We start from the raw sequence: 26,563 nt of genomic DNA, 5'->3' as shown, positions 1-26,563 counted from the left end.
GCAGTCTTGCGCGAGTTCAGCCTTCCGGCCCTGTACGAGGTCCCTTCGGACGGCAACCTGACGGATCTGATCCGCCGCAATGCCGCTCAGCATCCCGATGTCGCGGTCATGGGCCGCAAGGTCGCGGGTGCCTGGGCCGACGTCACCGCCCGTCAGTTCCTCGCCGAGGTGCGCGCCGTCGCCAAGGGTCTGATCGCCTCGGGCGTCGAGGCCGGCGACCGGGTGGCCCTGCTCTCGCGGACGCGCTACGAGTGGGTGCTGCTGGACTTCGCGATCTGGAGCGCGGGCGCCGTCACCGTCCCGGTGTACGAGACCAGCTCGCCCGAGCAGATCCAGTGGATCCTCGGCGACTCCGGCGCGGCGCTCGCCATCGTCGAGTCTAGGGCGCACCGGTCCTCGGTCGAGTCGGTCCAGGGCGCTCTGCCCGCCCTCAAGGGGGTCTGGGAGATCGAGGCGGACGCCGTCGCCCGGCTCACCGCGACGGGCGCGGACGTCTCCGACGAACTCCTCGACGCGCGGATGTCCTCCGCGCACGCCGACGACCCGGCGACGATCGTCTACACCTCCGGCACCACCGGCCGCCCCAAGGGCTGTGTGCTGACCCACCGTGCCTTCTTCGCGGAGTGCGGCAACGTGGTGGAGCGGCTCAAGCCCCTCTTCCGCACCGGCGAGTGCTCGGTCCTGCTCTTCCTGCCCGCGGCCCACGTCTTCGGCCGGCTGGTCGAGGTGGCCTCGGTGATGGCCCCCATCAAGCTCGGCTGCGTACCGGACATCAAGAACCTGACCGATGAACTCGCCTCGTTCCGGCCGACGTTGATCCTCGGTGTGCCGCGGGTCTTCGAGAAGGTCTACAACTCGGCGCGCGCCAAGGCGCAGGCGGACGGCAAGGGCAAGATCTTCGACAAGGCCGCGCACACCGCGATCGCCTACAGCACGGCGCTCAGCTCCGACGCGGGGCCCTCGGTCGGCCTGAAGATCAAGCACAAGGTCTTCGACAAGCTCGTCTTCAGCAAGCTGCGCGCCGTGCTCGGCGGGCGCGGCGAGTACGCGATCTCCGGCGGCGCGCCGCTGGGCGAGCGGCTCGGCCACTTCTTCCGCGGCATCGGCTTCACGGTCCTGGAGGGCTACGGCCTGACCGAGTCCTGTGCCGCGACCGCGTTCAACCCCTGGGACCGTCCGAAGATCGGCACGGTCGGGCAGCCGCTGCCGGGGTCGGTCGTACGGATCGCGGACGACGGCGAGGTGCTGCTGCACGGCGAGCACCTGTTCCAGGGCTACTGGAACAACGAGACCGCGACCGCCGAGGCGCTGGCCGACGGCTGGTTCCACACCGGTGACATCGGCACCCTCGACGAGGACGGGTACCTCGCGATCACCGGCCGCAAGAAGGAGATCATCGTCACCGCGGGCGGCAAGAACGTCGCCCCGGCGGTCATCGAGGACCGCATCCGCGCGCACGCGCTGGTCGCCGAGTGCATGGTGGTCGGCGACGGGCGGCCGTTCGTCGGCGCGCTGGTCACCCTGGACGAGGAGTTCCTGGGCCGCTGGGCCGAGGAGCACGGCAAGTCCGTGGCGACGGTGGCCGCGCTGCGCGACGACGCCGATCTGCTCGCCGAGGTGCAGCGGGCCGTGGACGACGGCAACGCGGCGGTCTCCAAGGCGGAGTCGGTACGCAAGTTCCGCATCCTCGGGGCGCAGTTCACGGAGGAGGCGGGGCACATCACGCCGTCGCTGAAGCTCAAGCGGAACGTGGTGGCGAAGGACTTCGCGGACGAGATCGAGGCGATCTACACCCGCTGACCCCTCAGCACCCCCGAGCCCCGGGGGCCCCGCCCCCACCCCCGAAGCCACGGGGCTCCACCCCGCCCGCTGGAGGGGGACGTCCCCCTCCAGCCGACGGAAACGGACCTCCGCCCCGACCGGCAGATGGGGCCCAAGCTCGACATCCCCCCTCCGGCCGGTGGACACGGGGCTCCGCCCCGGACCCCGCTGCTCAAACGCCGCAGGGGCTGAATTCGCCCCCTCAGCGCTCGACACCGCAAGGCACCACCCCCTAGGGGCGCGGGGAACCGCGCGAACAACCACCCTCGGCCCGCGGCCAACGACCGGCCCTGAAGGGGCGCGGGGAACGGCGCGAGCAACCGCCCACGGCCCGCAGCCGACACCCCACCCCTTGAGGGGCGCGGGGAACTGCGCATGAGGGCAAGCAACTCACCCGCGGCCAAGGGCCGCCCGGCAAGGGGGCGCCACGCCGGGGCGCGGGCGGGGTCGACCGGCGCCCGGACCCCGGCCGGACGGCTAGAGCAGACCCCTCAGCTTCTCCGCGAGGAGATCCCAGCGCCACCTCTCCTCGACCCACACCCGCCCCCGCTCCCCCATCCGCCCCCGCAAAGCAGGATCCCGCAGGAGGGTCACGATGCGGTCCGCCGAGTCCTCGGGGGACCCGCCCCGCACGACCCAGCCGGTCTCGCCGTCGAGGACCGCGTCGGGCGCGCCGCCGGAGTCGCCCGCGACCACGGGCAGGCCGGTCGCGGAGGCCTCCAGGTACACGATGCCGAGGCCCTCGACGTCCAGGCCGCCGCGCCGGGTGCGGCACGGCATCGCAAAGACGTCGCCCGCCCCGTAGTGCGCGGGCAGCTCCGCCCAGGGCACCGCCCCGGTGAAGCGGACCGAGGACGAGACCCCGGTGTCGAGGGCGAGTTTGCGCAGGTCGGCCTCGTACGGCCCGCCGCCCACGATGAGCAGGACCGCGTCGGGCACCTTCGCGAGGATGGCCGGCATGGCGCGGATCAGCGTGTCCTGCCCCTTGCGCGGCACGAGGCGCGAGACGCAGACCACGACGGGCCGGTCGGTGAGCCCGAGCCGCTCGCGCACGGCGTCGCCGCCGGAACCGGGGTGGAAGGTCTTCTCGTCGACGCCGGGCGGGAGTTGGACCATGCGGGCCGCGGCCTGCTGGGTCAGCGCGCCCGCGATCCGCGAGCGGGTGTACTCACCGAGGTAGGTGATCGTGTCGGTGCCCTCGCCGATCCGTCTCAACAGCTGTCGCGCGCCGGGCAGTTGGGCCCAGCCGGCCTCGTGCCCGTGCGTGGTGGCCACCAGGCGGTCGGCTCCTGCCCTGCGCAGCGCGGGCGCCATGAGGCCGAGCGGCGCCGCCGCCCCGAACCACACCGAGGAACACCCGTGTTCGCGCAGCAGGGCGACGGCCCGCCGGGTGACCCGGGGCGTGGGCAGCAGCATCGTGGTGCGGTCCCGTACGACGGTGAACGGCTGCTCGGCGTCGAACGCGGCGGTCGCCTCGACGCCCTCCCGGCTCCGCTTCCACGTCGAGGCGTAGACGACGACCTGCTCGGGGTCGAGCCGCAGCGCCATGTTGTGCAGGAACGCCTGGATCCCGCCGGGGCGCGGCGGGAAGTCATTGGTCACGATCAAGGTCTTGTGCATCGCCGCCGACAGTACCGAACCCGGGGCGCGCCGCCGCGACGCAGCCCGGGGGCGGCGCGCGGCCCCGCCTCACGGACTGCGCGACCGGGCACCCGGCATCATGACTGAAACCGGCCCCCGAACCACCTGAAACAAGGACGAGGCGGACACCATGAGCATCCCCCGGCGCACCCTGGCGGTGGCGGCCACCTGGGCCGCGACCCGCTATCTGCTGCTGCTCTGCGTCTTCCGGGTGCTGGCGCTCCCGGGCCCGGACGTCACCAGCGACGTGCACGTCATCTACCAGGGCTGGTCCCAGGTCCTCCTGACCGGCACGTATCCGCTGGACGACGTGACCTGGCAGTACCCGCCGGCCGCCGCGCTCGCGATCCTCTCCCCCGCGGCGCTGCCCTTCCTCGGCTACGCGACGGCGTTCTTCGTCCTCTGCTTCCTGGCCGACGCGCTGGTCTTCGCGCTCCTGATGTACGCGGCGGGCCGCCCCGGCAAGTCCCTGAACGGCGCCTGGGTGTGGACGGTGGGCGTGCCGCTGCTCGGCCCCACCGCGTACGCCCGCTACGACCTGATGGTGACCGCCGTCGCGGTCGCGGCGCTGCTCGCGGGCGCCCGCCATCCGCGGACGCTGGGCGCGCTGGCCGCGTTCGGGGCGCTCCTGAAGGTGTGGCCGGTCCTGCTCCTGGTCCGCGCCCCGCGCCGGGCCTGGACGACCGCGGTGGTGAGCGCCGCGGCCCTCCTCGTGACGTGCGCCGCGGCGGCGCCGGGGGCCTTCGCCTTCCTCACCTTCCAGCGCGAGCGGGGCACGGAGGTCGAGTCACTGGGCGCGCTGGTCTTCCACGCGGCCCGCCACTTCGGCTGGTCGGGCCGGGTGCAGCTGAACTACGGCTCGGTGGAGTTCCTGGGCCCGTACGTGCCGTTGGTGTCCACCCTGGCGATGGGGCTGAGCGTGCTCGCGTTCGGCTGGCTGCTGCTGTGGCGCCTCAGAGCCTGGGACACCGGGCGCCCGAGCACCCTGGCCGACGCGGCCTTCACCGCCGTGCTGCTGTTCACGACGACGAGCCGGGTCATCAGCCCGCAGTACCTGCTGTGGCTGGTGGGCCTCGCCGCGGTGTGCCTCGCCTTCCGCCGCTCGCCGATGACCCGCCCGGCGCTCATGGTCCTCGCCGCCGCCCTGGTGACCCTCCTGGAGTTCCCGGTCTGGTTCTCGCACGTGGTGGCGAGCGACTGGCTGGGCCTGCTCCTGCTGTGCGTACGCAACGGCCTGCTGGTCGCGGCGTCGTTCCTCGCCTGCCGCCGCCTGTGGCGCTCGACCTCCGCCACCCGCAACCTGCCGCCCGTCCCCGCTCAGCCCACCCGCACCGCCGAGCCCTCCCGGACCGGCTGACGCGGAACCCGCCGCCACAGCCGCGCCAGCGCCGCGCACTGGACGGCCATGGCCAACGCCATGGCCAGGCAGATCCCGGGCAGGCCGAGGCTCGACAGGGCGCGGGCGAGCGCCAGTTGGAGCAGCACGCCGCACACGGTGATCCGCACCAGGAGCGGACTGTCACCGCCGCCCTCGAACACCCCGCCCAGCGCGATGAAGCAGGCGAGCAGCAAAAGGTAGGGCCCCAGGCAGCGCAGACAGAGCGCCCCCGCGGCGGCGACCTCCCCGCGCGCCCCGAGCAGCCGAGCGGTGCGGATCGCGGCGGCCTGCCGTACAGAGTGGAACGCCATGCTCACCCCGTACATCGCCTTGGTCGCAATGCCGTACGCGGCCACCTCGACGACGGCGATCCGAGCGACGACGGCGACCAGCGCCAGCGTCCCGGCCATGCGCCGGCCGAGCAGGCGGACGTCCTCAAGCGGCGGCAGGCGTTCCTGGAGGCGTCGTCGAGCTTCTTCTACCGCGAGGGCGAGCCCGTGTCGGCCGAGCAGGCGCCGGACGTGTTCCGCGAGGGCATGCTGCGGATCGCGCGCGCCACCACCGCCGAGGAGAGGAAGTGGCTCACCGACGCGCTCGCCCGGCTCGGCGTGCCCTGATCAGGCCAGCTGCTCGCGCACGTACTCCCGCCAGCGCGCGGTGAACTCCCTTGGGGACAGTCCCAGTTCCTCCGTCATGGCCTTCTCGACCGCGCCCTCGCGGTGCGGCTGGTCGCCCACCTTCCGGTAGAAGCGGGCCAGCGTCGCCTCGCTCCACCGGGTCGCGATCAGGCGACACGCCAGCCAGCCGCCCTCGTAGGCCCGGGCCAGCCGGTCCGCGCCGCCGTCGAAGCCGAAGTCGGCGTCCGAGGGGAGGTCGGCGGGGAGCAGGCCCGCGCGGACGGCCTTCTGGAGTTCGGGGGCGGCTTGGGGCGCGGTGCGGCCGGTGTCGCGGTAGCCGACCCAGTCCGCGTACCCCTCGGAGAGCCACATCGGGGTGGCGGGCGAGGTGTGGGTGCGGGTGGCGACGTGCGTGGTCTCGTGGGTGAGGACGACCTTGCGGCCCAGATCGCCGAGGACCGCGTACGCCTCCGGGTTGACGATCACCCGGTCCGCCGGGGCGGCCCCGGCGCCGCCCGCCTCTCCGGTGGTCACCGCCGCGATGCCCCGGTAGGAGGCGGCGGGCGCGCCGAGCAGCGCGGCCATGCCGTCGAGCGAGGAGGGGACGAGGACCACGACGCGGCCCGCCCAGCCGCCCGGCCAGGCCGCCGACACCGCGGGCACGGCGGCGTCCTCGGTGGCCGCGATCTCGTGCAGCTTCGCCGCATCCTGGCCCACCCCGAGGACCAGGCTGTGGGCGCCGCGCACGACGGTGACCGGGCCCTGCTGCCACAGGAGCTGGGCGGCGCCCTGGGCAGGCCGGTCTCCGGTGACGTACCAGCCGCCGCCGCGCCGGTCGAGGGTGAGGGTGCGGGCGACCGTGGCGGGCGCGGTGTCGTAGCCCTGGATGCGGTAGCGCAGGTCCACCTTCGCGGTGGCCGTCGACCCGTGCCGGTCCACCCCGGTGACCTGGTACGCCCATGAGGTCAGCGGCACCCGCGCCAGATTGCCGAACTCGGCCCGCTGCGCCGCCCGCAGCCCCGTCGCGGCGGGGTCGACGGCCGCCAGGTAGCCGCTCTCGTCGTGCGCCAGGACCGCGGTCGCGCGCCGGTCGAGGACCCGCTGCACCTCGCTCGCGGCACCGTCGGCGGCAGGGCCGGGCGCCGAGCAGCCGCAGACGATCAGCAGCGCGGCGAGGACGCATCCGCCCGTCCGCCCGCGCCGTACCGTCCGACCGCGTCCATGACCTGCCACGCCGCCGATCGTACGGTCAGACGCGCGTCACCGAGGAAATGGGCATCATCCCGACGGGGTCGTACCGCACCGGCGCACCGGGGTAGGGGGCGTGCACCACCTGGCCGTTTCCCATGTACATGGCGATGTGGCTGGCGTCGTGCCGGTACGCGATCAGGTCCCCCGGCTTCGCCTCGGAGAGCGGCACCTGGCGGCCGGCGTACCGCTGCTCCTGCGAGGTGCGCGGCAGGCCGACGCCGGCCTGGGCGTACGACCACTGCATCAGGCCCGAACAGTCGAAGCCGGAGGGCCCGTTGGCGCCCCAGATGTACGGCTTGCCGAGCGCCGAGCGGGCCGCGAGGACGGCCGCCGCGGCCCGCGAGGAGGCGGGCGCCGAGCCGGAGAGCGCGGGCAGTTCGGAGCGCCCGGAGCGGGAGGCGCGGTCGAAGGCGGCGCGGTCGGCGGTCGGCAGCGCGTTCAGCATGCGGCGCGCCTCGGCCAGCTTCGACTCCACGGTCCGCTTGTGCCGGGCCACCTCGGTGCGGCTGCGCTCCAGCTCCACCAGCTTGCGGCTCGCCTCGGCGCGCTGCTGCGAGAGGCGGCGCTGCTCGTGCTGGAGGTCCTGGAGCGCCCCGGCCTGACGCTCGCTCAGGCGGTCCAGGGTGGCGGCCTGGTCGAGATAGGTGTCCGGGTTGGACGACAGGAGCAGGGCGAGCGCGGGGTCGATGCCGCCCGCGCGGTACTGCGCCCCGGCGAGCGCGCCGAGCGCGCCCCGCATGCGGTTGATCTTCTCCTGGCCGCGCGCGACGGCGTCCTGCGCCTGTGCGACCTCCTCGCGCAGCCGCTTGGCGTGCTCATCGGCCTTGTCGTACTGCTCGGTGGCCCGCTCGGCCTCCTGGAAGAGCCGGTCGACCTTGGCCTGGCCCGAGGAGCCCGGCTCGTGCGGGGCCGCGCTCGCGCCGGGTGCCGCGAGGGCTGCCGCGGCCGTCGCCGCCGCGGCCGAAAGGACGGTGACGCGGGCGCTCTGGGTCAGGCCCGACTGCGAAGGCCGGCGATGGGACGCCACGTATGCCGCACTCCCTTGCACTGCGTGCGGCCCCTGCCGCCCGGGCGGGCGGCGAGTCACCGGGGAAACCGCACGCCGGACAGTAACCGGGCGCACGCCGGGCGGCCAACGACCGCGCCGCCTACGCAAAGTGACGCCCCGCCGGAGAACACAGGTCACCGGCGGGGCGTCGCGTCAGCGCGGGTTGCCGCGATTCGCCCGTTTGGGCGGGGTCGGCGGCTGACGGGGAGGGCGGATCAGCCGATGCGCACACCGAACTGGAAGGGCATGTTGTCCATCGACTCGTAGCGCACGACGGTGCCGGTCCGCGGGGCGTGCAGCACCATGTTGTTGCCGGCGTACAGACCGATGTGGTGCAGGTCGCCGAAGAAGAGCACCAGGTCGCCGGGCTTCAGCTCGCTGCGGCCGATCCGGGTGCCGGCGTTGGCCTGCTCCTGCGAGGTGCGCGGCAGGTTGACGCCGGCCTGGCCGTAGGCGTAGCCCGTCAGGCCCGAGCAGTCGAAGGTCGCCATGCCGGTCGCGCCGTAGCTGTACGGCTTGCCGAGCTGGGTCTGGGCCGCGGCCAGGGCGGCGGCGCCGACCTGGGAGGCGGGCACGTCCTTGCCGAGGTTCGGGCGCTCGGTGGAGCGGTTGGCGCGCGCGTCGTCGGAGGCGAGGGCCGCCTTCTCCTGCGCGGTCAGGGTGTTGAGCAGCTGCTGCGCGTCGCTGAGCTTGCCCTGGACTTCCTTCTTCTTGGCTTCGAGCACCGTGCGGGTGTCGGCCAGGTCCTTCAGCTTGTCCTGGGCTTCCTTGCGCTCCTGCGCGAGGGTGCGCTGCTTGCCCTGGATCTTCCGGAGTGCCTCGGTCTGGGTGGCGCTCAGCTGGTCGAGCGAGGAGGCCTTGTCGAGGAAGTCATCCGGGTTGGACGAGAGGAAGAGGGCGAGCGAGGGGTCGATGCCACCGGAGCGGTACTGCGCCGAGGCCATCGAACCGAGGCCGCTGCGCAGGGTGTTGAGCTCCTGCTGCCCGCGGGCGACCTTGTCCTGGATCTGGCTGATCTCGGTCTCGAGCCGGCGCTGCTTCTCGGTGGCGCCGTTGGCCGCCTCGGTCGCCTGCTCGGCCTCGTCGTAGAGCTTGTCGACCTTGCTCTTGACCTCGTCCTTGGTGGGCTTCGGGTCGGCCTGGGCGGCCTGCGAGGTAAGGGCGACGACGGCGGCCGCGGTCGCGCTGAGCACGGTCACGCGGGTGCGGCTCGCGGGCTTGGGACGACGGTGGGACCCCACGAAGGCGAGCTCCTTCTTCCTCAGCCGCCGAACACTGCACAGTCGGCGGGACCTTCACGGACACCCCGAACGAGTGATCAACCGCATGAAGGTACGAGCCCCGACCCTAGTGACCTTCTTGTGATCAGTTCAAATCCTGATGGGAAAAAATCCGGTCATCGAGAGGATTCTTTACTGTCACCCCACGCGTAGTAGTGGGCACTTGACGGAGCGCTCGCCGACGACCACCCGAATTCGGGCATTGAACACAGGAGTTACCAAAGGCCCCGAATGCGTCAGACGCGTGAAAGCCGCTTGAGGAGCAGCAGGGAGGCGACCGGGCGGGCGCCCGCCTTCGCGACGCCGTCCGCGACCTCCTTGTCCGTCGAGGCGACCACCACGGGCCGCCCCGACGGCTCGGCCCGCACCAGCTGGCGGATCAGCTCGTCCGCGGTCACGCCCGGCTTGGAGAACAGCACGCGTACGCCCCGGGGCGGCGCGAGCAGCACCGGCGCCGCCAGCTCCGCGCCGTCGAAGACACAGGTGACCTCGGCGCCCGTCTGCGCGGCGAGCACCGACAGGCCGCCGAGCAGCCGCAGCCGCTGCTTCTCCAACGGCATCGTCGGATAGCCGGTCTTGGTGACGTTGTAGCCGTCCACCACCAGATGCACCTGGGGCAGCGCGAGCAGCTGGTCGAGCAGCGCCGGGTCGGTCTCCGACAGCGCCCGGGCGGAGATGTCCTTGGGCGTCATGGTGCCCGGCGCGACCGCGTCCACGGTGTCGGCGGGGCGCACCGAGGCGGGCGGCAGGGCCAGTTCGCGGCGCAGGCCCTGGGCGCCCTCCAGGACCGTGTCGAGCAGCAGCCGCAGCCGCATGTCCTCGACGGAGCGCCCCTCGCGCACCGCCCGCCGGCTCGCCTCAAGACCGGCCTCGGCCTCGCCGAGCCGCGTCTTGAGCCGGCGCGCCTCGCTCTCGGCGGTGGCCACCTGGGCGGCCGCCTCCGCCTTGATGCCGTCGATCTCGGCGGTGACCCGGCGCAGCGCGGCCTCGCCCCGCTTCACGTCGCTCTGCGCGCTGCGCAGTTTGCGCTGGAGCGATTCGGCTTCCTTGCGGGCGGCGAGCAGTTCGACGCGCAGCGCCTCGTTCTCGGACTTGATCCGGTCGCGCGCCTCGGCGAGCTCCTCGCGCAGCCGCTCCAGTTCGCGCCGGCCCTCCTCGTCGACCTGCTCGGCGAACGCCCGCTGGGCCTCCTCGCCGGCCGCGGCGACGAGCTTCACCCAGCCGGTGGGGCGCAGCACGTAGGCGGCGGCCGCCACGTCCACGGGATCGGCGGCGGCCGGCGGCGAGCCGGCCTCGACGGCGCCCGCGAGTTCCGGCTGCGACTCCTTGAGCCGCTCGCCGATCCGCTGGCGGAACACGGGGTCGCTCTCCAGCGCGGCGGCCATCGCGTTGCCCGCGAACTTGGCGCGCCGGGTCGGGGTGAAACGGGCGTACTGCCGCAGCTGTCCGGGCAGTTCGGCGACGGTCAGGCCGCCGAACGCCTCCGAGACGAAGGCGACGACCCGGCGTCGCACCGCCTCGGGCAGCGGGCGGTCGAGCACCTCGGCGGGGCCGTCGCCGGCCGAAGCGGCCGGTTCAGCACCGCTTGCATGCTCCACAATCCGTCACCCCAACTGTCATCCGTACCGCCTGGGCGGCCGCCCTCAGGAGGCGGTCGCGGTGTCGGTACCCGGCCGGTCCACTAGCTCGATCTGGTCCACCGCGTTGCACCAGCGACAGCGGACCGACTCGATGGTCTCACTGACCACCTCGCGTTCCTCCACCTTGGGCTCTCCGGCGAGGTCCAGATGGACGTACTCGATCACTTTCGACGAGCGGGTGACATCGAAACGGGTGAGGTTTCCGCAGAGCGTGCAGCGCCACCGGGTCTCGGTGGTCATCTGGGGAACGGTGGTCATGTGGTGCCGCCCTCTTTTCCACTTCCATGGTCCAGGATCTCGCGGTGCGCCGTCGAACTGCGGGAGTACTGCCCGCAACCCTACGGCCTACCCGTCGGCCCCCGGCACGGCGAGGCGGTCTGTACCGAAAGCTCCCTTTGGGCCATTCTCTCCCCATGATCCAGTGGCGGGGAGCGGCGATCCTCAAGGGCGCGGTGCGGGGCCCGGCCGTGACGTACGGGCTGATCACGGCGTGCTGTCTGCTCTTCGCCATCAGTCCGGTCTCCGGCCTGAACCCGGGGTACGGCACGGGTGACGCGATCCTGAGCGCCCAGAGCGACTACTTCGCCCGCTGGGGGGTCATCCCGCGGGAGCTGATGGTGGGGCGCCCGCACGCCCTGCTCACCCCGCTCACCGCCCTGTTCGTCCACGGCAGCTGGCTGCACCTGCTCGGCAACATGCTGTTCCTGTACGTGTTCGGCGCGATGGCCGAGGAACGGGTGGGGCGGTTCGAGTTCGCCCTGTTCTACGGGGTGGCCGGTTATCTGGCACTGCTGGGGTACGCGGCGGCGCACGCGGATTCGGACCAGACGCTCGTGGGGGCGTCCGGAGCCATCTCCGCGGTGCTCGGCGCCTTCCTCTGGCTCTTCCCCCGGGCCAGGGTGACCAGCATCTTCCCGTTCCTGCTGTTCCTGCCGCTGCGCTTCCCGGCCTGGATCGTGCTGATCTTCTGGTTCGCCCTCCAGTGGCTGGCGATCCAAAGCTCCTCGACCGGGCCCGGCGTCGCCTACCTCGCCCATCTCATCGGCTTCGGCCTCGGCTTCCTCTACGCGTGGGCCCGGTTCGGCGGGGCGGATAGAGTGAAACGCCGAAAGCCCGTGAAGCCCGCGGGTCCGGCCGCCACCGAGGGAGAAAGCCAGCCGTGATCACCGCGATCGTGCTCATCAAGACCACCGTGGACCGGATTCCCGAGATCGCGGAGTCCATCGCGGCGCTCGACAGCGTCAGCGAGGTGTACTCGGTGACGGGTACGTACGATCTGATCGCGCTGGTCAGGGTGGCCCGCCACGACGATCTGGCGGACATCATCCCCGGCAGCATCAGCAAGATCCCCGGCGTCGAGGCCACGGACACGCACGTCGCGTTCCGCACGTACTCCCAGCACGACCTGGAAGCGGCCTTCGCCATCGGCCTGGACTCCTAGCCGCCGTCCCTGCGGGGCAATTGCGGAGCCACTGAACACGTCCCGCCCGCGGACCGCACGCGGCTGCTCACGCAGTTCCCCGCGCCCCTGACACCCTCACCCTCAGCAGGGCGCCCACGCGGGCACCGCCAGCCCGTCACGGGGGTCCCCTGGCCCTTAAGGCCTTGGGGGAGATTGAGGACGAGCGCCCTCAAGGCGCGAACGGGGTCCGGGGCGGAGCCCCAGGGGCGCCCGCGGACCGTGCGTGGCTGATCGCGCAGTTCCCCGCGCCCCTGACAGCGCCGCCCCCAGCAGCACGCCCCCGCAGGCAAACCCCAACGGGGCTGCCCTAGCAGGGTGCCTACACAGGCACTCCCAGCCCGTCCGGCGTTTGAGGACAAGCGCCCTCAAGGCGCGAACGGGGTCCGGGGCGGAGCCCCGGCAGGCGGGGCCCGGCGGGGCTACACCGCCGGGACGCAGCGGCCACCCTCCGTGCGGTACTGCCACTTCGCCCCCTGCGTCACCAACTCCCGTACCGCCCGCACGAAGCGGTCCACGTGCTCGTCCGGGGTCCCCGCCCCGAAGCTGACCCGGATCGCGTTGAGGGACCGCTCGCCCGGCTCCGCCTCGGGCGCGCCGCACTCGCCCGGGTCCTGCGGGTCGCTGCCGAGCAGCGTGCGCACCAGCGGGTGGGCGCAGAAGAGGCCGTCGCGCACCCCGATGCCGTACTCCGCCGACAGGGCCGCCGCGAAGTGCGAGCTGTTCCAGCCGTCGACGACGAACGAGAGGACGCCCACCCGGGGCGCGTCATCGCCGAAGAGCGAGAGCACCCGCACCGCGGGGACCTCCGCCAGACCCTCGCGGACCTTCGCGATCAGGTGCCGCTCGCGCTCGACCAGCGCGTCGAAGCCCGCCTCGGTGAGCGCCTTGCAGGCGGAGGCGATGGAGTAGACGCCGATGACGTTGGGCGAGCCGGCCTCGTGGCGCGCGGCCGTGGTGTGCCACTCGACGTCCACGCCGCCGTCACCGCGCCGCGCGACCTTCTTGGAGGCGCCGCCACCGGCCAGGTACGGCTCGGCCTCCTGGAGCCAGTCCGCACGCCCGGCGAGCACGCCCGAGCCGAACGGCGCGTACAGCTTGTGTCCGGAGAAGGCGACCCAGTCGACGTCCAACTCCCGTACGGAGACGGGGTGGTGGGGGGCGAGCTGGGCCGCGTCGAGCACGATGCGGGCGCCGTGCGCGTGCGCCGCGGCGGCGAGTTCCCGCACCGGCCACAGCTCGCCGGTGACGTTGGACGCGCCGGTGACGCACACGAGCGCGGGCCCGTAGGGGTCGCGGTCGGCGAGCGCGCGCTCCAGGGTGTCGACCGCCTGCCGCGGGGTGCGCGGCGCGTTCAGGTACGTCACACGGGCGTCGCGCCACGGCAGCAGAGAGGCGTGGTGCTCGGTCTCGAAGACGAAGACCTGGCAGTCGGCCGGGACCACCTGGGCGAGCAGGTTCAGCGAGTCCGTGGTCGAGCGGGTGAAGACGACCTGGTCGCCGGGGCGGCAGTCGAGGAACTCGGCCACCGTCTCGCGGCTGTTCTCGAACAGGTCGGTGGAGAGCTGCGAGAGGTAGCCCGCACCGCGGTGCACGCTGCCGTAGTACGGGGCGTACGCGGCCACGTCGTCCCAGACCCGCTGGAGGGCGGGCGCGCTGGCCGCATAGTCGAGGGCGGCGTACGTCACCTCGCCGCCGGTGACCAGCGGCACGGTGACGTCGCGGCCGAGCACGGGCAGCGGCGCGGCGCAGCAGGGGTCGGTGGACTCGACGGCGGTGGGGGCGGTGGCGACAGGGCGTGCGGACATGGCGGTATCTCCCGGCAGGACAAGGCGAGTTGACTTCGGACCCCGGGTACGGCGGCGTGACCCTGCATTGAGCGAGAGGGTTCGACTGCCTTGCCGTGTACGGGTGTTGACCTCGGACACGCACCGAAGAAGGGTGCGCGGAGGATGTGAAGAAGGGGCGGTACGCCCTATCGCATTCGCTTGCTCACGAGACTGCTCCCTTGAGGACCAGGACCCCAGGGCTGTGACATCCGATGATGTCCAGGGGTCCGCGCTTGCCGTAGGCCTTGCTGCCTACGACCTGGTCTTCACCCGGGGCACCCCGCCACGGACGGAGGGTTGCCGGACAGCGAGCCGGGGCCTAAATCGCTGTCACTCATGACCTTGGACAGCATCCTGCCACACGTCCCCGGGTGCGCAAGGCACAGTCCGCGATCTGGACTGCGCCTTGCGTCACATCACGTACGGAAGCACGCGCGGAAGGGGCCGGATCGGCGTGCGGCTCAGGCGTTGCTCGCCGCGACCCAGCGCTCCAGGGCGTTCCGGGCCGCCCCGGTGTCCACGGCCTCGGCGGCCCGCGCCATCGCCGCGCCGATCTGCCCGGCGAGCGGGCCCGGCCCGGGTTCGAGGGCGACCAGGGCCGCCGCCGAGTTCAGCAGCACCGCGTCCCGCACCGGACCGCGCTCGCCCGCGAGGAGTCGGCGGGCGACGTCGGCGTTGTACGAGGAGTCCGCGCCGCGCAGGGCCTCGATGGGCACGGTCTCGATGCCGACGTCCCGCGGGTCGAAGGTCTCCTCGCGCACCTGGCCGTCGCGCACCACCCACACCCGGGACGTGCCGGTCGTGGTCAGCTCGTCGAGGCCGTCGTCACCGCGGAAGACCAGGGCGGAGGAGCCCCGCTCGGCGAAGACGCCCGCGACGATCGGCGCCATCCTGGGGTCGGCGACACCGGCAGCCGTGGCCCGCACCCGGGCCGGGTTGGTCAGCGGGCCCAGGACGTTGAAGGTGGTGCGGATGCCGAGTTCACGGCGGGCGGCGGCCACGTACCGCAGCGCGGGGTGGAACTTCACCGCGAAGCAGAAGGTGATGCCCGCCTCCTGGACGACCTCGGCGACCCGGCGCGGGCTGAGGTCGAGATTGACGCCGAGCTTCTCCAGGACGTCCGAGGAACCGCTCGCCGAGGAGGCCGCCCGGTTGCCGTGCTTGACGACCTTGGCGCCGGTCCCGGCGACCACGATGGCGGACATGGTGGAGATGTTGACGGTCTTGGCGTTGTCGCCGCCGGTGCCGACGATGTCGACGCTGGGGCCCGGCACCTCGATGAGGTTGGCGTGCTCGTACATGGCGCGTACCAGACCGGTGATCTCCTGGACGGTCTCGCCCTTGGCGCGCAGGGCCACCATGAAGGCGGCGATCTGGGCGTCGGTGGCCTCGCCGCGCATGATCCGGTCCATCGCCCAGGCGGTCACGTCCGCGCTCTGGTCGGTGCCGCTCAGGAGCGCGTCCAGGACGCCCGGCCAGGAGTGGGCCGCCACGGTGTCGCCTCCGGTGGGGGTAACAGCGCTCATGCTCGCTCCTGGTGGTCAAGGGACTGGATGCCGCCCGCCAGCCTATCGACAGCGGCGACCCGCCCCGCGCCGTGCCCGCAGTGCGGACGTGCCGGGGACCCCGTGCACGAAAGACTCCGGCCCGGCCCCCGTGAAGGGGCCGGGCCGGAGCCTCGGTTGTGGCGACCGTCAGGTCAGGCAGGGATCAGTGGTGGCCGTGGCCGCTCGTGATCTCCTCGTACTCCTCGGCCGTCGGCTTGGGGATCTGGTTCCCCTCGCCGAAGTAGCCCTTGCTGAGCTTGGCACGCAGCTTCTGCGCCCGCGAGATCTTGCGGGCGACACCGTTCTCGTCGACCGTCGGGCCGATCTCGGCCGGCTTGTACTGCTCGTGCGCGGTGAGCTTGTAGCGCGCACCGGCGTCCAGCGGCTCGTGCACCTCGATGAACTCGCCGTGCGGCAGCCGCTTGATGATGCCGGACTCGCGTCCGTGCAGCACCTTCTCGGCGTCGCGCCGCTGCAGACCCAGGCAGATCCGCTTGGTGGCGATGAAGGCGAGGACCGGGGCCACGAAGAACGCGATCCGCACGAACCAGGTGATGACGTTGATCGAGAGGTGGAAGTGGGTCGCCCAGAGGTCGTTTCCACCACCGACGAGCAGCACCAGGTACCAGGTGATCCACGCGACGCCGAACGCGGTGCGCGTCGGCGCGTTGCGCGGCCGGTCCGCGATGTGGTGCTCGCGCTTGTCCCCGGTGATCCAGGACTCGATGAACGGGTACACCGCGATGGTCGCCAGGACCAGCGGGAAGATCACCAGCGGGACGAACACACCCAGGACGAGCGTGTGGCCCCACAGGTTGATCTCCCAGCCCGGCATCACACGGATAAGGCCTTCGGAGAAGCCCATGTACCAGTCGGGCTGGGCGCCGGTGGACACCTGGTCCGGCCGGTAGGGGCCGATCGCCCAGATCGGGTTGATCGAGGCGATCGCCGCGACCACCGCGATGACACCGAAGACCAGGAAGAAGAAGCCGCCCGCCTTCGCCATGTACACCGGGAGCAGCGGCATGCCGACGACGTTCTTGTTCGTCCGTCCCGGACCCGCGAACTGGGTGTGCTTGTGGTAGAAGACCAGGATCAGGTGAGCCACCATCAGGCCGAGCATGATGCCCGGCAGCAGCAGGATGTGGATCGAGTAGAACCGGGCCACGAAGTCCCCGCCGGGAAACTCGCCACCGAAGAGGAAGAACGAGATGTACGTGCCGACGACCGGCACGGACAGGATCGCGCCTTCCATGAAGCGGACACCGGTGCCCGACAGCAGGTCGTCCGGGAGCGAGTAACCGGTGAAGCCGGTGAACATGCCCAGGACGAACAGCAGGAAGCCGAACAGCCAGTTGACCTCACGCGGCTTGCGGAACGCGCCCGTGAAGAACACGCGCATCATGTGCACGAACATGCCGGCGAGGAAGATCAGCGCCGCCCAGTGGTGGATCTGCCGGATCAGCAGACCACCGCGCACATCGAAGCTGATGTGCATGGTCGAGTTGAACGCCTCGGACATGCGCATGCCCTGCAGCGGCACGTACGAGCCGTCGTAGACGACCTCGTTCATGCTCGGGTGGAAGAACAGCGTCAGATACACACCCGTGAGGATGATGATGATGAAGCTGTACATGCAGATCTCGCCGAGCATGAAGGACCAGTGGTCCGGGAAGATCTTGCGCATGTTGGCCTTGGCCAGGGAGTAGATCCCGAGCCGGCCGTCCGCCCAGTCCGCGATCCGCTCACCGGCGGGCGCTTCGCGCCGTGCGTCTGTCGTGGTGCTCATCCGCGCTCCCAGAAGGCAGGACCGACGGGCTCTTCGAAGTCGCCGAGCGCTTCGAGGTAACCCTCGTCATTCACGCCGATCCGCAGCTGCGGAAGGGCGTGACCGGCCGGGCCGAAGATGACGCGGGCGCCGTCGGAGAGGTCGAAGGTGGACTGGTGGCACGGGCAGAGCACGTGGTGCGTCTGCTGCTCGTACAGGGAGATCGGGCAGCCGACGTGGGTGCAGATCTTCGAGTAGGCGACGATGCCCTGGTGCGACCACTCGAGCTCGCGCTTGTCCTTGATGTCCTCCGGCTTGATCCGGACGAGCATCAGGGCCGCCTTGGCGATCTGCGTCTGGAAGTCCTCCGCGTCCTCCTCCAGGCCCTCGGGCTTGGCGAAGGTGAGCGAACCGACCAGCAGGTCCTCGGGACGCAGCGGCTCGTTGGTGTTCATGTTGATCAGGGCCTTGCCCTTGGACCACATGGTGTGCCGCAGCTTGGTCTCGGGCAGCGTGCCCAGGTCGCGCAGCAGCATCACACCGGAGAGCGGCACCATCGCGAGCGCGCCGAACATGGTGTTGCGGATCAGCTTGCGCCGTCCGAAGCCGGACTCGGCCGCGCCCTGCTTGAAGTCGGCCAGGACCTGCGCCTTGACCTCCGGCGGGGCGGCGATCTCGTGCCGCTCGGCCGGCATCTCCACGTCCGACATCAGGGTGCGGGCCCAGTGGACCGCGCCCGCGCCGATGCAGAACAGCGCGACACCCAGGGTCAGACCCAGGGCGAAGTTCAGCGCGCTGACGTGCCCGAACGGGAAGATGAAGACGATCTTGTCGACCGGGAAGATCACGTACGAGGCGATGAAGCCGACCGTCGCGACCATGGACAGGAAGAACAGGAACGCGACCGCGCGCTCGGAGCGCTTGGCCGCCCGCTCGTCGATGTCCTGGATGCGCGGCTTGTGGGCCGGCAGTCCCGGGTCGGCGAAGGGGTCGCCCGCGTGCTCTACCGCGCCGTGCGCGGTGGCCTGCGCTTCAGGCAGGCTCTCGGAATTCTCTTGGCTACTCATGACTTCTTGGCCTTAGCGGTGTGGGCCGCGACCCAGATGGCTACTGCGATAAGGGCGCCCAGACCGAAGATCCAGCCGAACAGGCCCTCGCTGACCGGACCGAGCCCGCCGAGCTTGAGGCCACCGGGGCTGGGGGACTTGTCGCTGTTGACAGCGTGCAGGTACGCGATGATGTCCTGCTTCTGCTTCTGCGGCATCGTCGTGTCCGGGAAGGACGGCATGTTCTGCGGGCCGGTCTGCATGGCCTCGTAGATGTGCTTGGGGTTCACGTCCTCCAGGCTGGGGGCGAACTTGCCGTTCGTCAGGGCACCGCCCTCACCCGTGAAGTTGTGGCACTGGGCGCAGTTGGTGCGGAACAGCTCGCCACCCTTGGCGATGTCCGCACCGCTCGGGTTGTACTGCGAGTTGGTCGGCACGCTCGGACCGGCGCCCAGCGAGGCCACGTACGCGGCGAGCTGGTCGATCTCGGACTGCGAGTAGATGACCTTCTTCTTCGGCACCTGCGCGCCGGGCTGCTGCGCCGGCATACGGCCGGTGCCGACCTGGAAGTCCACCGCGGCGGCGCCCACGCCGACCAGGGAGGGGCCGTCAGAGGTGCCCTGACCGCCGGTTCCGTGGCAGCTGGCGCAGCCGACGGAGTAGAGCTTCTTGCCCTCGTCGATGGCGAGGGACTGGGCGGTTTCGTCAGCCTGAGCCTTGCCCGCGGGCGCGAACGCGGCGTACAGCCCCCCGGTGGCCGCCAGCGCGAGGAGTAGGACGACGACCGCCGCCAGCGGATGGCGTCGTCGTGCGGAGAGCTTTTTCACGGATTACCCCGGTGTCAGGATCTTCTGCGTCGATGCTGGATGTGGTGCGGACCTACGGGCCCTGGTTACTGGATCAGGTAGATCGTGGCGAAGAGGCCGATCCACACGACATCGACGAAGTGCCAGTAATAGGACACGACGATGGCCGCGGTCGCCTGTTCATGGGTGAACCTCTTGGCCGCGTACGTCCTGCCGAGAACCAGCAGGAAGGCGATCAGGCCGCCCGTCACATGCAGTCCGTGGAAGCCCGTGGTCAGGTAGAACACCGAGCCGTACGGGTCCGAGGACAGCGAGAGGCCGTCCTTCTTCACCAGCTCGGTGTACTCGAAGACCTGGCCGCCGATGAAGATCGCACCCATCACGAACGTGATGATGAACCAGGTACGGAGCTTCTTCACATCGCCGCGCTCGGCGGCGAAGACGCCGAGCTGGCAGGTGAGGGAGGAGAGCACCAGGATCGTGGTGTTGGTCGCCGAGAACGGAAGGTTCAGGGACGAAGCCATTTCTGACCAGTGCGCGGCACCCGTTACCGATCGCAGAGTGAAGTACATCGCGAAGAGGGCCGCGAAGAACATCAGCTCGGAACTCAACCAGATGATGGTTCCGACGCTGGTGAGGTTCGGCCGATTGACCGACGGGTGCGCGTGCCCGGTTTCTACTGTCGTTGCTGTCGCCACGACCGACATTATGTCGGTCGCTTATCCCGCCCTCACTCCGGGGGGTGCCGTTCGGTGTGTCAGGGCCGTATGCAGGGCCCGAACGGCCCATCGCGCGGCTGCCCGAACCGGTGTTGACGGGCAGTCGGACGGAGTAGCATCCGCGCATCGGTTCATGAGCCAACGTCGGCGACAAAGCCGGACCTTCGGAGGATCCATGCAGTCGAGCGCCACCGTTCTGGTCTACAGCGACGACGCGAACACCCGCGCCCAGGTGCGGCTCGCGGCCGGGAGCAGGCCCGCCTCCGACGTGCCCCCGGTGGAATTCCTGGAGTGCGCGACGCTGCCGGCGGTCCTCAAGGAGCTGGACCGAGGCGGCATCGACGTCTGCGTCCTGGACGGCGAGGCCGTCCCTGCGGGTGGCATGGGGGTCTGCCGGCAGATCAAGGACGAGGTCTTCCAGTGCCCGCCGGTGCTGCTCCTGATCGGCCGCCCGCAGGACGCGTGGCTGGCCACCTGGAGCCGTGCGGACGCCGCGGTGACCCTTCCGGTCGAGCCGGTCGAGTTCGCGGACGCCCTGGCCTCCCTGCTGCGCAAGCGCCTCGCCGTGGGTGCCTGAGCTCACACTCCGGGCCGGAGCCGGGCGGAGTTGGCCCTGGTCTGGCCGGCCTTGAGGTCGGCCAGCAGGGCACTGCCCGTGCGCCACTTGTCCCAGGACACGTTCCAGTCGCCGAACCCGTTGTCGAAGGGCGTCATGTCCTCGCCGATGCTGTTGACGACCTTGACGATGTCGCCCTCGTTGATGTTCTCGAAGAACCACGCGGCGTTGCCGGTGCTCATGCCCGTGCAGCCGTGGCTGACGTTCTCGGAGCCCTGCGAGCCCACCGACCAGGGCGCGGCGTGCACGTACTCACCGCTCCAGGTGACGCGGGTGGCGTAGTAGACGGGCAGGTCGTACGCGTCCGAGCTGCTCGCCGAGATGCCGACGGTCTCCCCGCGCATGCGTACGAAGTACTGCTTGCCCAGGACCACCTTGACGCCGTTGCGGGTGGAGAAGCCGGGCTTGCCGGTGGTGACCGGAATGGTATTGATCACTTCCCCGTTCCGCTTGACCGTCATGTAGTGCCCGGCGGCGTCGGTGATGGCCTCCACGCGGTCGCCCGTGGTGATCTTCAGGGGCTTGGCCGGGCCGCCGTACAGCTTGTCGGCGATCTTCACGCCCTCCAGGTTGGAGTGGACGTTGATGGTGGCGTGGGTGGGCCAGTACTCCTTGGGGCGGTAGTGCAGCACCTTGTCGTTCACCCAGTACCAGGCGCCCTCCACCGCGGGCGTGGACTCCACGCGCAGCGCCCGCTCCACGATCGCCCGGGCCGCCGGTTCCTTGACCGGCTTGCTGAGCTGGGCGGTGATGGGCTGTCCGACGCCGTACTTGCCCGCGTCCGGGCCGAATTCGACCTCCACGGCGTCCTTGGCCGCCGCGGTGTCGAACGTCAGCGTGCGCAGCCCGGGAGAGCCGTCCTCGTTCTCCGTGGAGACCTTGACGGTGTAGTGCGCGCCGGCCACCAGCGGGGCGGTGGAGTGCCAGCGGCTGCCGTCGGCGGCGAGCTCGCCCGCGAGGTAGCGCCCGTTGCCGTCGACGGCCGTGACGTCCGTGATGCGGCCGTCCTTGCCCTTGGCGGTGACCTCAAGGGGTTTGTTGGGATCGGCCTTCTGGCTGCCCGCCGGGCCGTTGTACGCGACCTGCCCGGCCGCGTCGTACGGCTTGGCCGAAAGCGGGTTGCCGTCGGGCCCGCCGCACCCCGTGGCCCCCACACCGAGGGACAGGACAAGGAGGGTGCAGCTCACTACGGTGCGGATGCGCGGTGCGTGGCTCATGACCACACGGTATGAAGATTCGTCAGATCCGGCGCGCGGGGTGACTGCAAACGAGGGGCCCTCCGTCTCGCGGTGAGACGGAGGGCCCCTCGTGGAGCAACGCGGCGGGCGCGGAACCTACTGGTTCTGGTTCTCGCCGCGGTAGTACTCGAACACCCAGCCGTAGAGGCCGACCAGGATCAGCGGCGCCGAGAAGTACAGCAGCCACCAGCCCATGGCGATCGCGAGGAAGGCCAGGGCGCCGCCGATGCCGAGCGAGAGCGGCTGCCAGGAGTGCGGCGAGAAGAAGCCGACCTCACCGGCGTCGTCCGCGACGTCGGCCTCCTTGTCGTCCTGGGCGCCCACGTCGACCCGCCGGGCCGTGAAGGCCAGGTAGAAGCCGATCATGACGCTCAGGCCGAAGGCCATGACGAGCGCGGTGGTTCCGGCCGCTTCCTTCGACCACACGCCGTACACGACGGCCATGATCAGGATGAAGGCGGACAGCCACAGGAACATCTTGCCCTGGATCTTCACTTCCCGGCCTCCTTGCCACCGGCGATCATGTGGTCACCGTGGACGTCGCCGTGGTTCTCGAGCTGGTCGAGAGCCGCGATCTCCGGGTGGTGGAGGTCGAACGCCGGCGATTCGGAGCGAATGCGCGGCATGGTGAGGAAGTTGTGCCGCGGCGGCGGGCAGGAGGTCGCCCACTCGAGCGAACGGCCGTAGCCCCACGGGTCGTCGACCTCGATCTTCTTGCCGTACTTGGCGGTCTTCCAGACGTTGTAGAAGAACGGCAGGATCGACAGACCGAGCAGGAAGGAGGAGATCGTCGAGATCGTGTTCAGGGCGGTGAAGCCGTCGGCCGCCAGGTAGTCGGCGTAACGACGCGGCATGCCCTCGACACCCAGCCAGTGCTGCACCAGGAACGTGCCGTGGAAGCCCACGAACAGCGTCCAGAAGGTGATCTTGCCGAGCCGCTCGTCCAGCATCTTTCCGGTGAACTTCGGCCACCAGAAGTGGAATCCGGAGAACATCGCGAAGACCACGGTGCCGAAGATGACGTAGTGGAAGTGCGCGACGACGAAGTACGAGTCGGAGACGTGGAAGTCCATCGGCGGCGAGGCCAGGATGACGCCGGTCAGACCACCGAAGGTGAAGGTGATCAGGAAGCCGATGGCCCACAGCATGGGTGTCTCGAAAGACAGTGAGCCCTTCCACATCGTGCCGATCCAGTTGAAGAACTTCACGCCCGTCGGAACGGCGATGAGGAACGTCATGAAGGAGAAGAACGGCAGGAGCACGCCACCGGTGACGTACATGTGGTGCGCCCACACGGTCACGGAGAGACCCGCGATCGCGATGGTGGCGCCGATCAGTCCGCTGTAGCCGAACATCGGCTTTCGGCTGAACACCGGGATCACTTCGGAAATGATTCCGAAGAAGGGCAACGCGATGATGTACACCTCTGGATGGCCGAAGAACCAGAAGAGGTGTTGCCACAGGATCGCGCCGCCATTGCTGGCGTCGAAGACATGGGCACCGAACTTGCGGTCCGCCTCCAGGGCGAACAGCGCGGCCGCGAGGACCGGGAAGGCCAGCAGGACCAGCACACCGGTCAGCAGGACGTTCCACACGAAGATCGGCATACGGAACATCGTCATGCCGGGCGCGCGCATGCAGATGATCGTGGTGATGAAGTTGACCGAGCCGAGGATCGTGCCGAAGCCGGAGAAGGCCAGACCCATGATCCACATGTCGGCGCCGACACCCGGCGAGCGGACGGCGTCCGACAGCGGGGAGTAGGCGAACCAGCCGAAGTCGGCCGCACCCTGCGGGGTGAGGAAGCCACCGACCGCGATGGTCGAGCCGAACAGGTAGAGCCAGTAGGCGAACATGTTCAGCCGCGGGAACGCCACGTCGGGCGCGCCGATCTGCAGCGGCATGATCCAGTTCGCGAATCCGGCGAACAGCGGCGTCGCGAACATCAGCAGCATGATCGTGCCGTGCATCGTGAACGCCTGGTTGAACTGCTCGTTCGACATGATCTGCGTGCCGGGGCGGGCGAGTTCGGCGCGCATGAAGAGCGCCATGATCCCGCCGATGCAGAAGAACGCGAACGACGTGACCAGGTACATCGTGCCGATCGTCTTGTGATCAGTGGTGGTCAGCCACTTGATGACGACGTTTCCCGGCTGCTTGCGCCGGACCGGCAGCTCGTTCTCGTACGAGTCGTCTGCTGCCGCGGCACCCTGAGGTTCGTTGAGGATGCTCACAGTTTGTTCGTCTCCGCGTTCTTGGCGGGGTCGGTCTGAGCGATGCCCGCCGGCACGTAGCCGGACTGGCCCTTCGCCGCCAGCTCCTTGAGGTGCTGCTGGTAGCGCTCCGGGGAGACGACCTTCACGTTGAAGAGCATGCGCGAGTGGTCGACACCGCAGAGTTCGGCGCACTTGCCCAGGAAGGTGCCTTCCTGGTTGGGCGTGACCTCGAAGGAGTTGGTGTGTCCCGGGATGACGTCCTGCTTCATCAGGAACGGCACCACCCAGAAGGAGTGGATGACGTCGCGCGAGGTCAGCACGAAGCGGACCTTCTCGCCCTTCGGCAGCCACAGGGTCGGGCCCGGGTTTCCGGTCTGCGGGTTACGGGTGCCGGGGATACCGACGTCGTAGACACCGCCCGCGTTGGCGGGGAAGTCCTTCTTGAACCGGTCCGGAATCGCTGCCAGGTTCTTGTCCGTCGTGGCGTCGCCCTTCACACCGGGCACGTCCTCGACGTAGTTGAAGCCCCAGCTCCACTGATAGCCGACCACGTTGACCGTGTGGGCGGGCTTCGGGGACAGAGCCAGGAGCTTCGTCTCGTCGCGTGCCGTGAAGTAGAAGAGCACGGAGACGATGATGAGCGGGACCACGGTGTACAGCGCCTCGATGGGCATGTTGTACCGGGTCTGCGCGGGTACCTCGACCTTGGTGCGGCTGCGCCGGTGGAAGATGACGCTCCACAGGATCAGGCCCCAGACCAGCACGCCCGTGGCGAGCGCAGCCGCCCACGAGCCCTGCCAGAGGGACAGGATCCTGGGAGCCTCGTCCGTCACCGGAGTGGGCATACCAAGTCGAGGGAAGTCTTTCCAGTTGTACGAGCAACCGGATGCTGTCGCCAGGACCAGGCCCGCAGTCAGCACCTGCGGCAGCTTCCGCCGCATCGGGCGCCGCGACGAGCGGTCGGAGCCGTTGGGACTCACGTAGCGCCTTCCCGAGAGTCTCGCCCGCGGTGGTCGGCTACGGCCGTCACGCTGGTCGGTCGCCGCCCTGGCACACGGGCAGGGGTTTGGATGTTTATGCGGACCAAACCCTACTGGACGCTATTTGGGGTCGCGCGGGGAGGGTGCCCAACGCGCCGTCCGAGTCCCCGAAGGGGTGGAGTCCCGGTGGAATCCCGGCCTCCGGGCGCCATCTGACGACCCCTCGCCCCGGCCCCCGCCGCTCGCGCGCCGGACCGGGGTTAGCGTGGCCGGGTGCCCTACTTCGACGCGGCCTCCTCGGCCCCCCTGCACCCCGTCGCCCGCCAGGCCCTGCAAGCCTCCCTGGACGAGGGCTGGGCCGATCCGGCCCGGCTCTACCGGGAGGGCAGGCGCGCCAGGCTGCTCCTGGACGCGGCGCGCGAGGCGGCCGCGGAGGCCGTCGGCTGCCGCCCGGACGAGCTCAGCTTCACCAGTTCGGGGACCCGTGCGGTGCACTCGGGAATTTACGGATCCTTGTCCGGGCGTCGGCGTGTCGGCGGGCATCTGGTCGTCTCCGCGGTCGAACACTCCTCGGTCCTCCATTCGGCCGCCTTCCACGAGGCGGGCGGCGGTTCGGTGACCGAGGTCGCCGTGGACCGCGCGGGCCGGGTCTCCCCCGACGCCTACGCCGCGGCCCTGCGGCCGGACACCGCGCTCGCCTGCCTCCAGTCGGCCAACCACGAGGTGGGCACCGTCCAGCCGGTCGCCGAGGTCGCCGAGGCCTGCCGGGCGGCCGGGGTGCCCCTCCTTGTGGACGCGGCCCAGTCGCTCGCCTGGGGCCCGGTCGAGGGCGACTGGTCGATCCTCGCCGCGAGTGCCCATAAATGGGGCGGCCCGGCAGGAGTCGGGCTGCTCGCGGTCCGCAAGGGCGTCCGCTTCGCCCCGCAAGGGCCCGCGGACGAGCGGGAGTCGGGGCGCGCGGCCGGCTTCGAGAACATCCCGGCGATCGTGGCGGCCGCCGCCTCGCTGCGGGCCGTCCGGGCCGGGGCCGAGGCGGAGGCGGCGCGGCTGCGGGGTCTGGTGGATCTGATCCGGGCCCGCGTCGTGGAGCTGGTCCCGGACGTGGAGGTGGTCGGCGATCCGGTGCGGCGGCTGCCGCATCTGGTCACCTTCTCCTGTCTCTATGTCGACGGGGAGACCCTGCTGCACGAGCTCGACCGGGCGGAATTCTCCGTTTCATCCGGTTCGTCCTGCACCAGCAGCATCCTGACGCCCAGCCATGTGCTGCGCGCCATGGGGGTGCTGAGCGAGGGCAACGTCCGGGTCTCGCTCCCTCCGGGCACGTCCGCCGAGGAGGTCGACCGGTTCCTGGACGTGCTGCCCGGGGCGGTCGCGTCCATACGGACCAGGCTGGGCGCGCCGGTCGCGCGGTCCGTGCCCGGGGACGCCGAGGACGCCGGGGACACCGTGGTGGACTCGCTCGGCCGGCTCTGCCCGATCCCGGTCATCGAACTCGCGAAGGCCATCGGGCGGGTGCCCGTCGGCGGCGTGGTGACGGTGCTCGCCGACGACGAGGCGGCCCGCCTGGACATCCCGGCGTGGTGCGAGATGCGGGGCCAGGAGTATGTGGGCGAGCACCCGGCGGCGGGCGGAACCGCCTACCGGGTGCGCCGTACGAGCTGAG

Annotated in this window: 23 protein-coding genes, 1 pseudogene and 1 riboswitch; of the genes and pseudogenes, 7 read left to right on the top strand and 17 right to left on the bottom strand. The window is 70.7% G+C overall.

The features are described 5' to 3' along the window. Positions 1 to 6 precede the first annotated feature (6 nt). Positions 7 to 1,800: an AMP-dependent synthetase/ligase gene (locus DT019_RS06590; protein ID WP_114035678.1), complete on the top strand. Its 1,794-nt coding sequence runs from the start codon at positions 7 to 9 to the stop codon at positions 1,798 to 1,800. A 498-nt stretch (positions 1,801 to 2,298) separates the two neighbouring features. Here DT019_RS06590 and DT019_RS06585 read toward each other — a convergent pair whose 3' ends face one another. After that, positions 2,299 to 3,441 carry a glycosyltransferase family 4 protein gene (locus DT019_RS06585; protein WP_114035677.1) on the bottom strand — a complete coding sequence of 381 codons (1,143 nt, stop codon included), beginning with the start codon at positions 3,439 to 3,441 and terminating at the stop codon, positions 2,299 to 2,301. Between the two features lie 151 nt (positions 3,442 to 3,592). Here DT019_RS06585 and DT019_RS06580 point away from each other — a divergent pair, with 151 nt between their 5' ends. Next, on the top strand, positions 3,593 to 4,819 hold the full coding sequence (locus DT019_RS06580; protein ID WP_114035676.1) for a glycosyltransferase 87 family protein: 1,227 nt from the start codon (positions 3,593 to 3,595) through the stop codon (positions 4,817 to 4,819). Here the strand turns inward: DT019_RS06580 and DT019_RS06575 are convergent. After that, a pseudogene (locus tag DT019_RS06575) lies at positions 4,780 to 5,253 on the bottom strand (MATE family efflux transporter); the annotation flags it as partial. The gene DT019_RS06580 and the pseudogene DT019_RS06575 sit on opposite strands and share 40 nt — an antisense overlap. Here DT019_RS06575 and DT019_RS41020 point away from each other — a divergent pair. After that, positions 5,140 to 5,457, top strand: a complete 318-nt coding sequence (locus DT019_RS41020; RefSeq protein ID WP_411292689.1) for a hypothetical protein — start codon at positions 5,140 to 5,142, stop codon at positions 5,455 to 5,457. The pseudogene DT019_RS06575 and the gene DT019_RS41020 sit on opposite strands and share 114 nt — an antisense overlap. On the opposite strand, the gene DT019_RS06565 is transcribed toward DT019_RS41020, so the two are convergent. The 5 genes from DT019_RS06565 to DT019_RS06545 form a co-directional block, all read right to left on the bottom strand. Then, positions 5,458 to 6,690 carry a hypothetical protein gene (locus DT019_RS06565; protein WP_114035675.1) on the bottom strand — a complete coding sequence of 411 codons (1,233 nt, stop codon included), beginning with the start codon at positions 6,688 to 6,690 and terminating at the stop codon, positions 5,458 to 5,460. Between the two features lie 16 nt (positions 6,691 to 6,706). Continuing rightward, positions 6,707 to 7,735 (bottom strand): NlpC/P60 family protein, encoded by a 1,029-nt coding sequence (locus DT019_RS06560; protein ID WP_114035674.1) that lies wholly within the window; start codon positions 7,733 to 7,735, stop codon positions 6,707 to 6,709. A 236-nt stretch (positions 7,736 to 7,971) separates the two neighbouring features. Then, positions 7,972 to 8,997 carry a C40 family peptidase gene (locus tag DT019_RS06555; RefSeq protein WP_114035673.1) on the bottom strand — a complete coding sequence of 342 codons (1,026 nt, stop codon included), beginning with the start codon at positions 8,995 to 8,997 and terminating at the stop codon, positions 7,972 to 7,974. 275 nt (positions 8,998 to 9,272) lie between these two features. Then, positions 9,273 to 10,634 carry an NYN domain-containing protein gene (locus tag DT019_RS06550; RefSeq protein ID WP_114035672.1) on the bottom strand — a complete coding sequence of 454 codons (1,362 nt, stop codon included), beginning with the start codon at positions 10,632 to 10,634 and terminating at the stop codon, positions 9,273 to 9,275. Between the two features lie 45 nt (positions 10,635 to 10,679). Then, complete coding sequence (locus DT019_RS06545) at positions 10,680 to 10,934, bottom strand: hypothetical protein (protein WP_114035671.1); 255 nt, start codon at positions 10,932 to 10,934, stop codon at positions 10,680 to 10,682. A 155-nt stretch (positions 10,935 to 11,089) separates the two neighbouring features. Here DT019_RS06545 and DT019_RS06540 point away from each other — a divergent pair, with 155 nt between their 5' ends. Continuing rightward, positions 11,090 to 11,839, top strand: a complete 750-nt coding sequence (locus DT019_RS06540) for a rhomboid family intramembrane serine protease (RefSeq protein ID WP_114035670.1) — start codon at positions 11,090 to 11,092, stop codon at positions 11,837 to 11,839. Then, positions 11,836 to 12,117 (top strand): Lrp/AsnC family transcriptional regulator, encoded by a 282-nt coding sequence (locus DT019_RS06535; protein ID WP_114035669.1) that lies wholly within the window; start codon positions 11,836 to 11,838, stop codon positions 12,115 to 12,117. Before DT019_RS06540 ends, DT019_RS06535 begins: the two co-directional genes overlap by 4 nt. A 440-nt stretch (positions 12,118 to 12,557) precedes the next feature. Here the strand turns inward: DT019_RS06535 and DT019_RS06530 are convergent, their stop codons facing one another. The 6 genes from DT019_RS06530 to DT019_RS06505 form a co-directional block, all read right to left on the bottom strand. Continuing rightward, positions 12,558 to 13,943: an aminotransferase class V-fold PLP-dependent enzyme gene (locus DT019_RS06530; RefSeq protein WP_223279327.1), complete on the bottom strand. Its 1,386-nt coding sequence runs from the start codon at positions 13,941 to 13,943 to the stop codon at positions 12,558 to 12,560. A gap of 245 nt (positions 13,944 to 14,188) precedes the next feature. Further along, a riboswitch (SAM riboswitch) is annotated at positions 14,189 to 14,306 on the bottom strand. Positions 14,307 to 14,425: 119 nt separating this feature from the next. After that, positions 14,426 to 15,490 (bottom strand): anthranilate phosphoribosyltransferase, encoded by a 1,065-nt coding sequence (gene trpD, locus DT019_RS06525; RefSeq protein ID WP_114035668.1) that lies wholly within the window; start codon positions 15,488 to 15,490, stop codon positions 14,426 to 14,428. Between the two features lie 184 nt (positions 15,491 to 15,674). Beyond that, complete coding sequence (locus DT019_RS06520; protein WP_114035667.1) at positions 15,675 to 17,300, bottom strand: cytochrome b; 1,626 nt, start codon at positions 17,298 to 17,300, stop codon at positions 15,675 to 15,677. After that, the gene (locus DT019_RS06515) at positions 17,297 to 18,346 is read right to left on the bottom strand and encodes a ubiquinol-cytochrome c reductase iron-sulfur subunit (protein WP_114035666.1); all 1,050 of its coding nucleotides are present in this window, start codon (positions 18,344 to 18,346) and stop codon (positions 17,297 to 17,299) included. Before DT019_RS06515 ends, DT019_RS06520 begins: the two co-directional genes overlap by 4 nt. Further along, positions 18,343 to 19,152 carry a c-type cytochrome gene (locus DT019_RS06510; RefSeq protein WP_114035665.1) on the bottom strand — a complete coding sequence of 270 codons (810 nt, stop codon included), beginning with the start codon at positions 19,150 to 19,152 and terminating at the stop codon, positions 18,343 to 18,345. Before DT019_RS06510 ends, DT019_RS06515 begins: the two co-directional genes overlap by 4 nt. A gap of 65 nt (positions 19,153 to 19,217) precedes the next feature. Beyond that, a complete protein-coding gene (locus tag DT019_RS06505; protein WP_053727713.1) occupies positions 19,218 to 19,838 on the bottom strand; it encodes a heme-copper oxidase subunit III in 621 nt (206 codons plus the stop codon). Between the two features lie 187 nt (positions 19,839 to 20,025). Here DT019_RS06505 and DT019_RS06500 point away from each other — a divergent pair, with 187 nt between their 5' ends. Continuing rightward, positions 20,026 to 20,427, top strand: a complete 402-nt coding sequence (locus DT019_RS06500; RefSeq protein WP_114035664.1) for a hypothetical protein — start codon at positions 20,026 to 20,028, stop codon at positions 20,425 to 20,427. Positions 20,428 to 20,429: 2 nt separating this feature from the next. Here DT019_RS06500 and DT019_RS06495 read toward each other — a convergent pair whose 3' ends face one another. The 4 genes from DT019_RS06495 to coxB all read right to left on the bottom strand — a co-directional run bounded on the left by DT019_RS06495 (position 20,430) and on the right by coxB (position 24,900). Beyond that, complete coding sequence (locus tag DT019_RS06495) at positions 20,430 to 21,683, bottom strand: Ig-like domain-containing protein (RefSeq protein WP_114036041.1); 1,254 nt, start codon at positions 21,681 to 21,683, stop codon at positions 20,430 to 20,432. Between the two features lie 117 nt (positions 21,684 to 21,800). Further along, positions 21,801 to 22,199, bottom strand: a complete 399-nt coding sequence (locus DT019_RS06490) for a cytochrome c oxidase subunit 4 (protein WP_114035663.1) — start codon at positions 22,197 to 22,199, stop codon at positions 21,801 to 21,803. Further along, positions 22,196 to 23,938 (bottom strand): cytochrome c oxidase subunit I, encoded by a 1,743-nt coding sequence (gene ctaD, locus DT019_RS06485; RefSeq protein WP_114035662.1) that lies wholly within the window; start codon positions 23,936 to 23,938, stop codon positions 22,196 to 22,198. The genes DT019_RS06490 and ctaD overlap by 4 nt, the downstream gene beginning before the upstream one ends. Then, positions 23,935 to 24,900, bottom strand: coding sequence for a cytochrome c oxidase subunit II (gene coxB / locus DT019_RS06480; protein ID WP_114035661.1), 966 nt, complete (start codon positions 24,898 to 24,900; stop codon positions 23,935 to 23,937). The genes ctaD and coxB overlap by 4 nt, the downstream gene beginning before the upstream one ends. Positions 24,901 to 25,173: 273 nt before the next feature. On the opposite strand from coxB, the gene DT019_RS06475 reads away from it, so the two are divergent. Beyond that, the gene (locus DT019_RS06475) at positions 25,174 to 26,562 is read left to right on the top strand and encodes a cysteine desulfurase/sulfurtransferase TusA family protein (protein WP_114035660.1); all 1,389 of its coding nucleotides are present in this window, start codon (positions 25,174 to 25,176) and stop codon (positions 26,560 to 26,562) included. Position 26,563: the final 1 nt, after the last annotated feature.

Source organism: Streptomyces sp. SDr-06, from assembly GCF_003324565.1.
In the GTDB taxonomy this organism is placed as follows: domain Bacteria; phylum Actinomycetota; class Actinomycetes; order Streptomycetales; family Streptomycetaceae; genus Streptomyces.
This window is presented reverse-complemented; position numbering and strand designations above follow the sequence as displayed.

Excerpts from the sequence above, each read along its gene's own strand:
- DT019_RS06585 (WP_114035677.1), bottom strand. The coding sequence starts at position 3,441 with ATGCACAAGACCTTGATCGTGACCAATGACTTCCCGCCGCGCCCCGGC.
- DT019_RS06580 (WP_114035676.1), top strand. The coding sequence starts at position 3,593 with ATGAGCATCCCCCGGCGCACCCTGGCGGTGGCGGCCACCTGGGCCGCG.
- DT019_RS06545 (WP_114035671.1), bottom strand. The coding sequence starts at position 10,934 with ATGACCACCGTTCCCCAGATGACCACCGAGACCCGGTGGCGCTGCACG.
- DT019_RS06540 (WP_114035670.1), top strand. The coding sequence starts at position 11,090 with ATGATCCAGTGGCGGGGAGCGGCGATCCTCAAGGGCGCGGTGCGGGGC.
- DT019_RS06530 (WP_223279327.1), bottom strand. The coding sequence starts at position 13,943 with ATGTCCGCACGCCCTGTCGCCACCGCCCCCACCGCCGTCGAGTCCACC.
- trpD (WP_114035668.1), bottom strand. The coding sequence starts at position 15,490 with ATGAGCGCTGTTACCCCCACCGGAGGCGACACCGTGGCGGCCCACTCC.
- DT019_RS06520 (WP_114035667.1), bottom strand. The coding sequence starts at position 17,300 with ATGAGCACCACGACAGACGCACGGCGCGAAGCGCCCGCCGGTGAGCGG.
- DT019_RS06515 (WP_114035666.1), bottom strand. The coding sequence starts at position 18,346 with ATGAGTAGCCAAGAGAATTCCGAGAGCCTGCCTGAAGCGCAGGCCACC.
- DT019_RS06505 (WP_053727713.1), bottom strand. The coding sequence starts at position 19,838 with ATGTCGGTCGTGGCGACAGCAACGACAGTAGAAACCGGGCACGCGCAC.
- DT019_RS06500 (WP_114035664.1), top strand. The coding sequence starts at position 20,026 with ATGCAGTCGAGCGCCACCGTTCTGGTCTACAGCGACGACGCGAACACC.
- DT019_RS06495 (WP_114036041.1), bottom strand. The coding sequence starts at position 21,683 with ATGAGCCACGCACCGCGCATCCGCACCGTAGTGAGCTGCACCCTCCTT.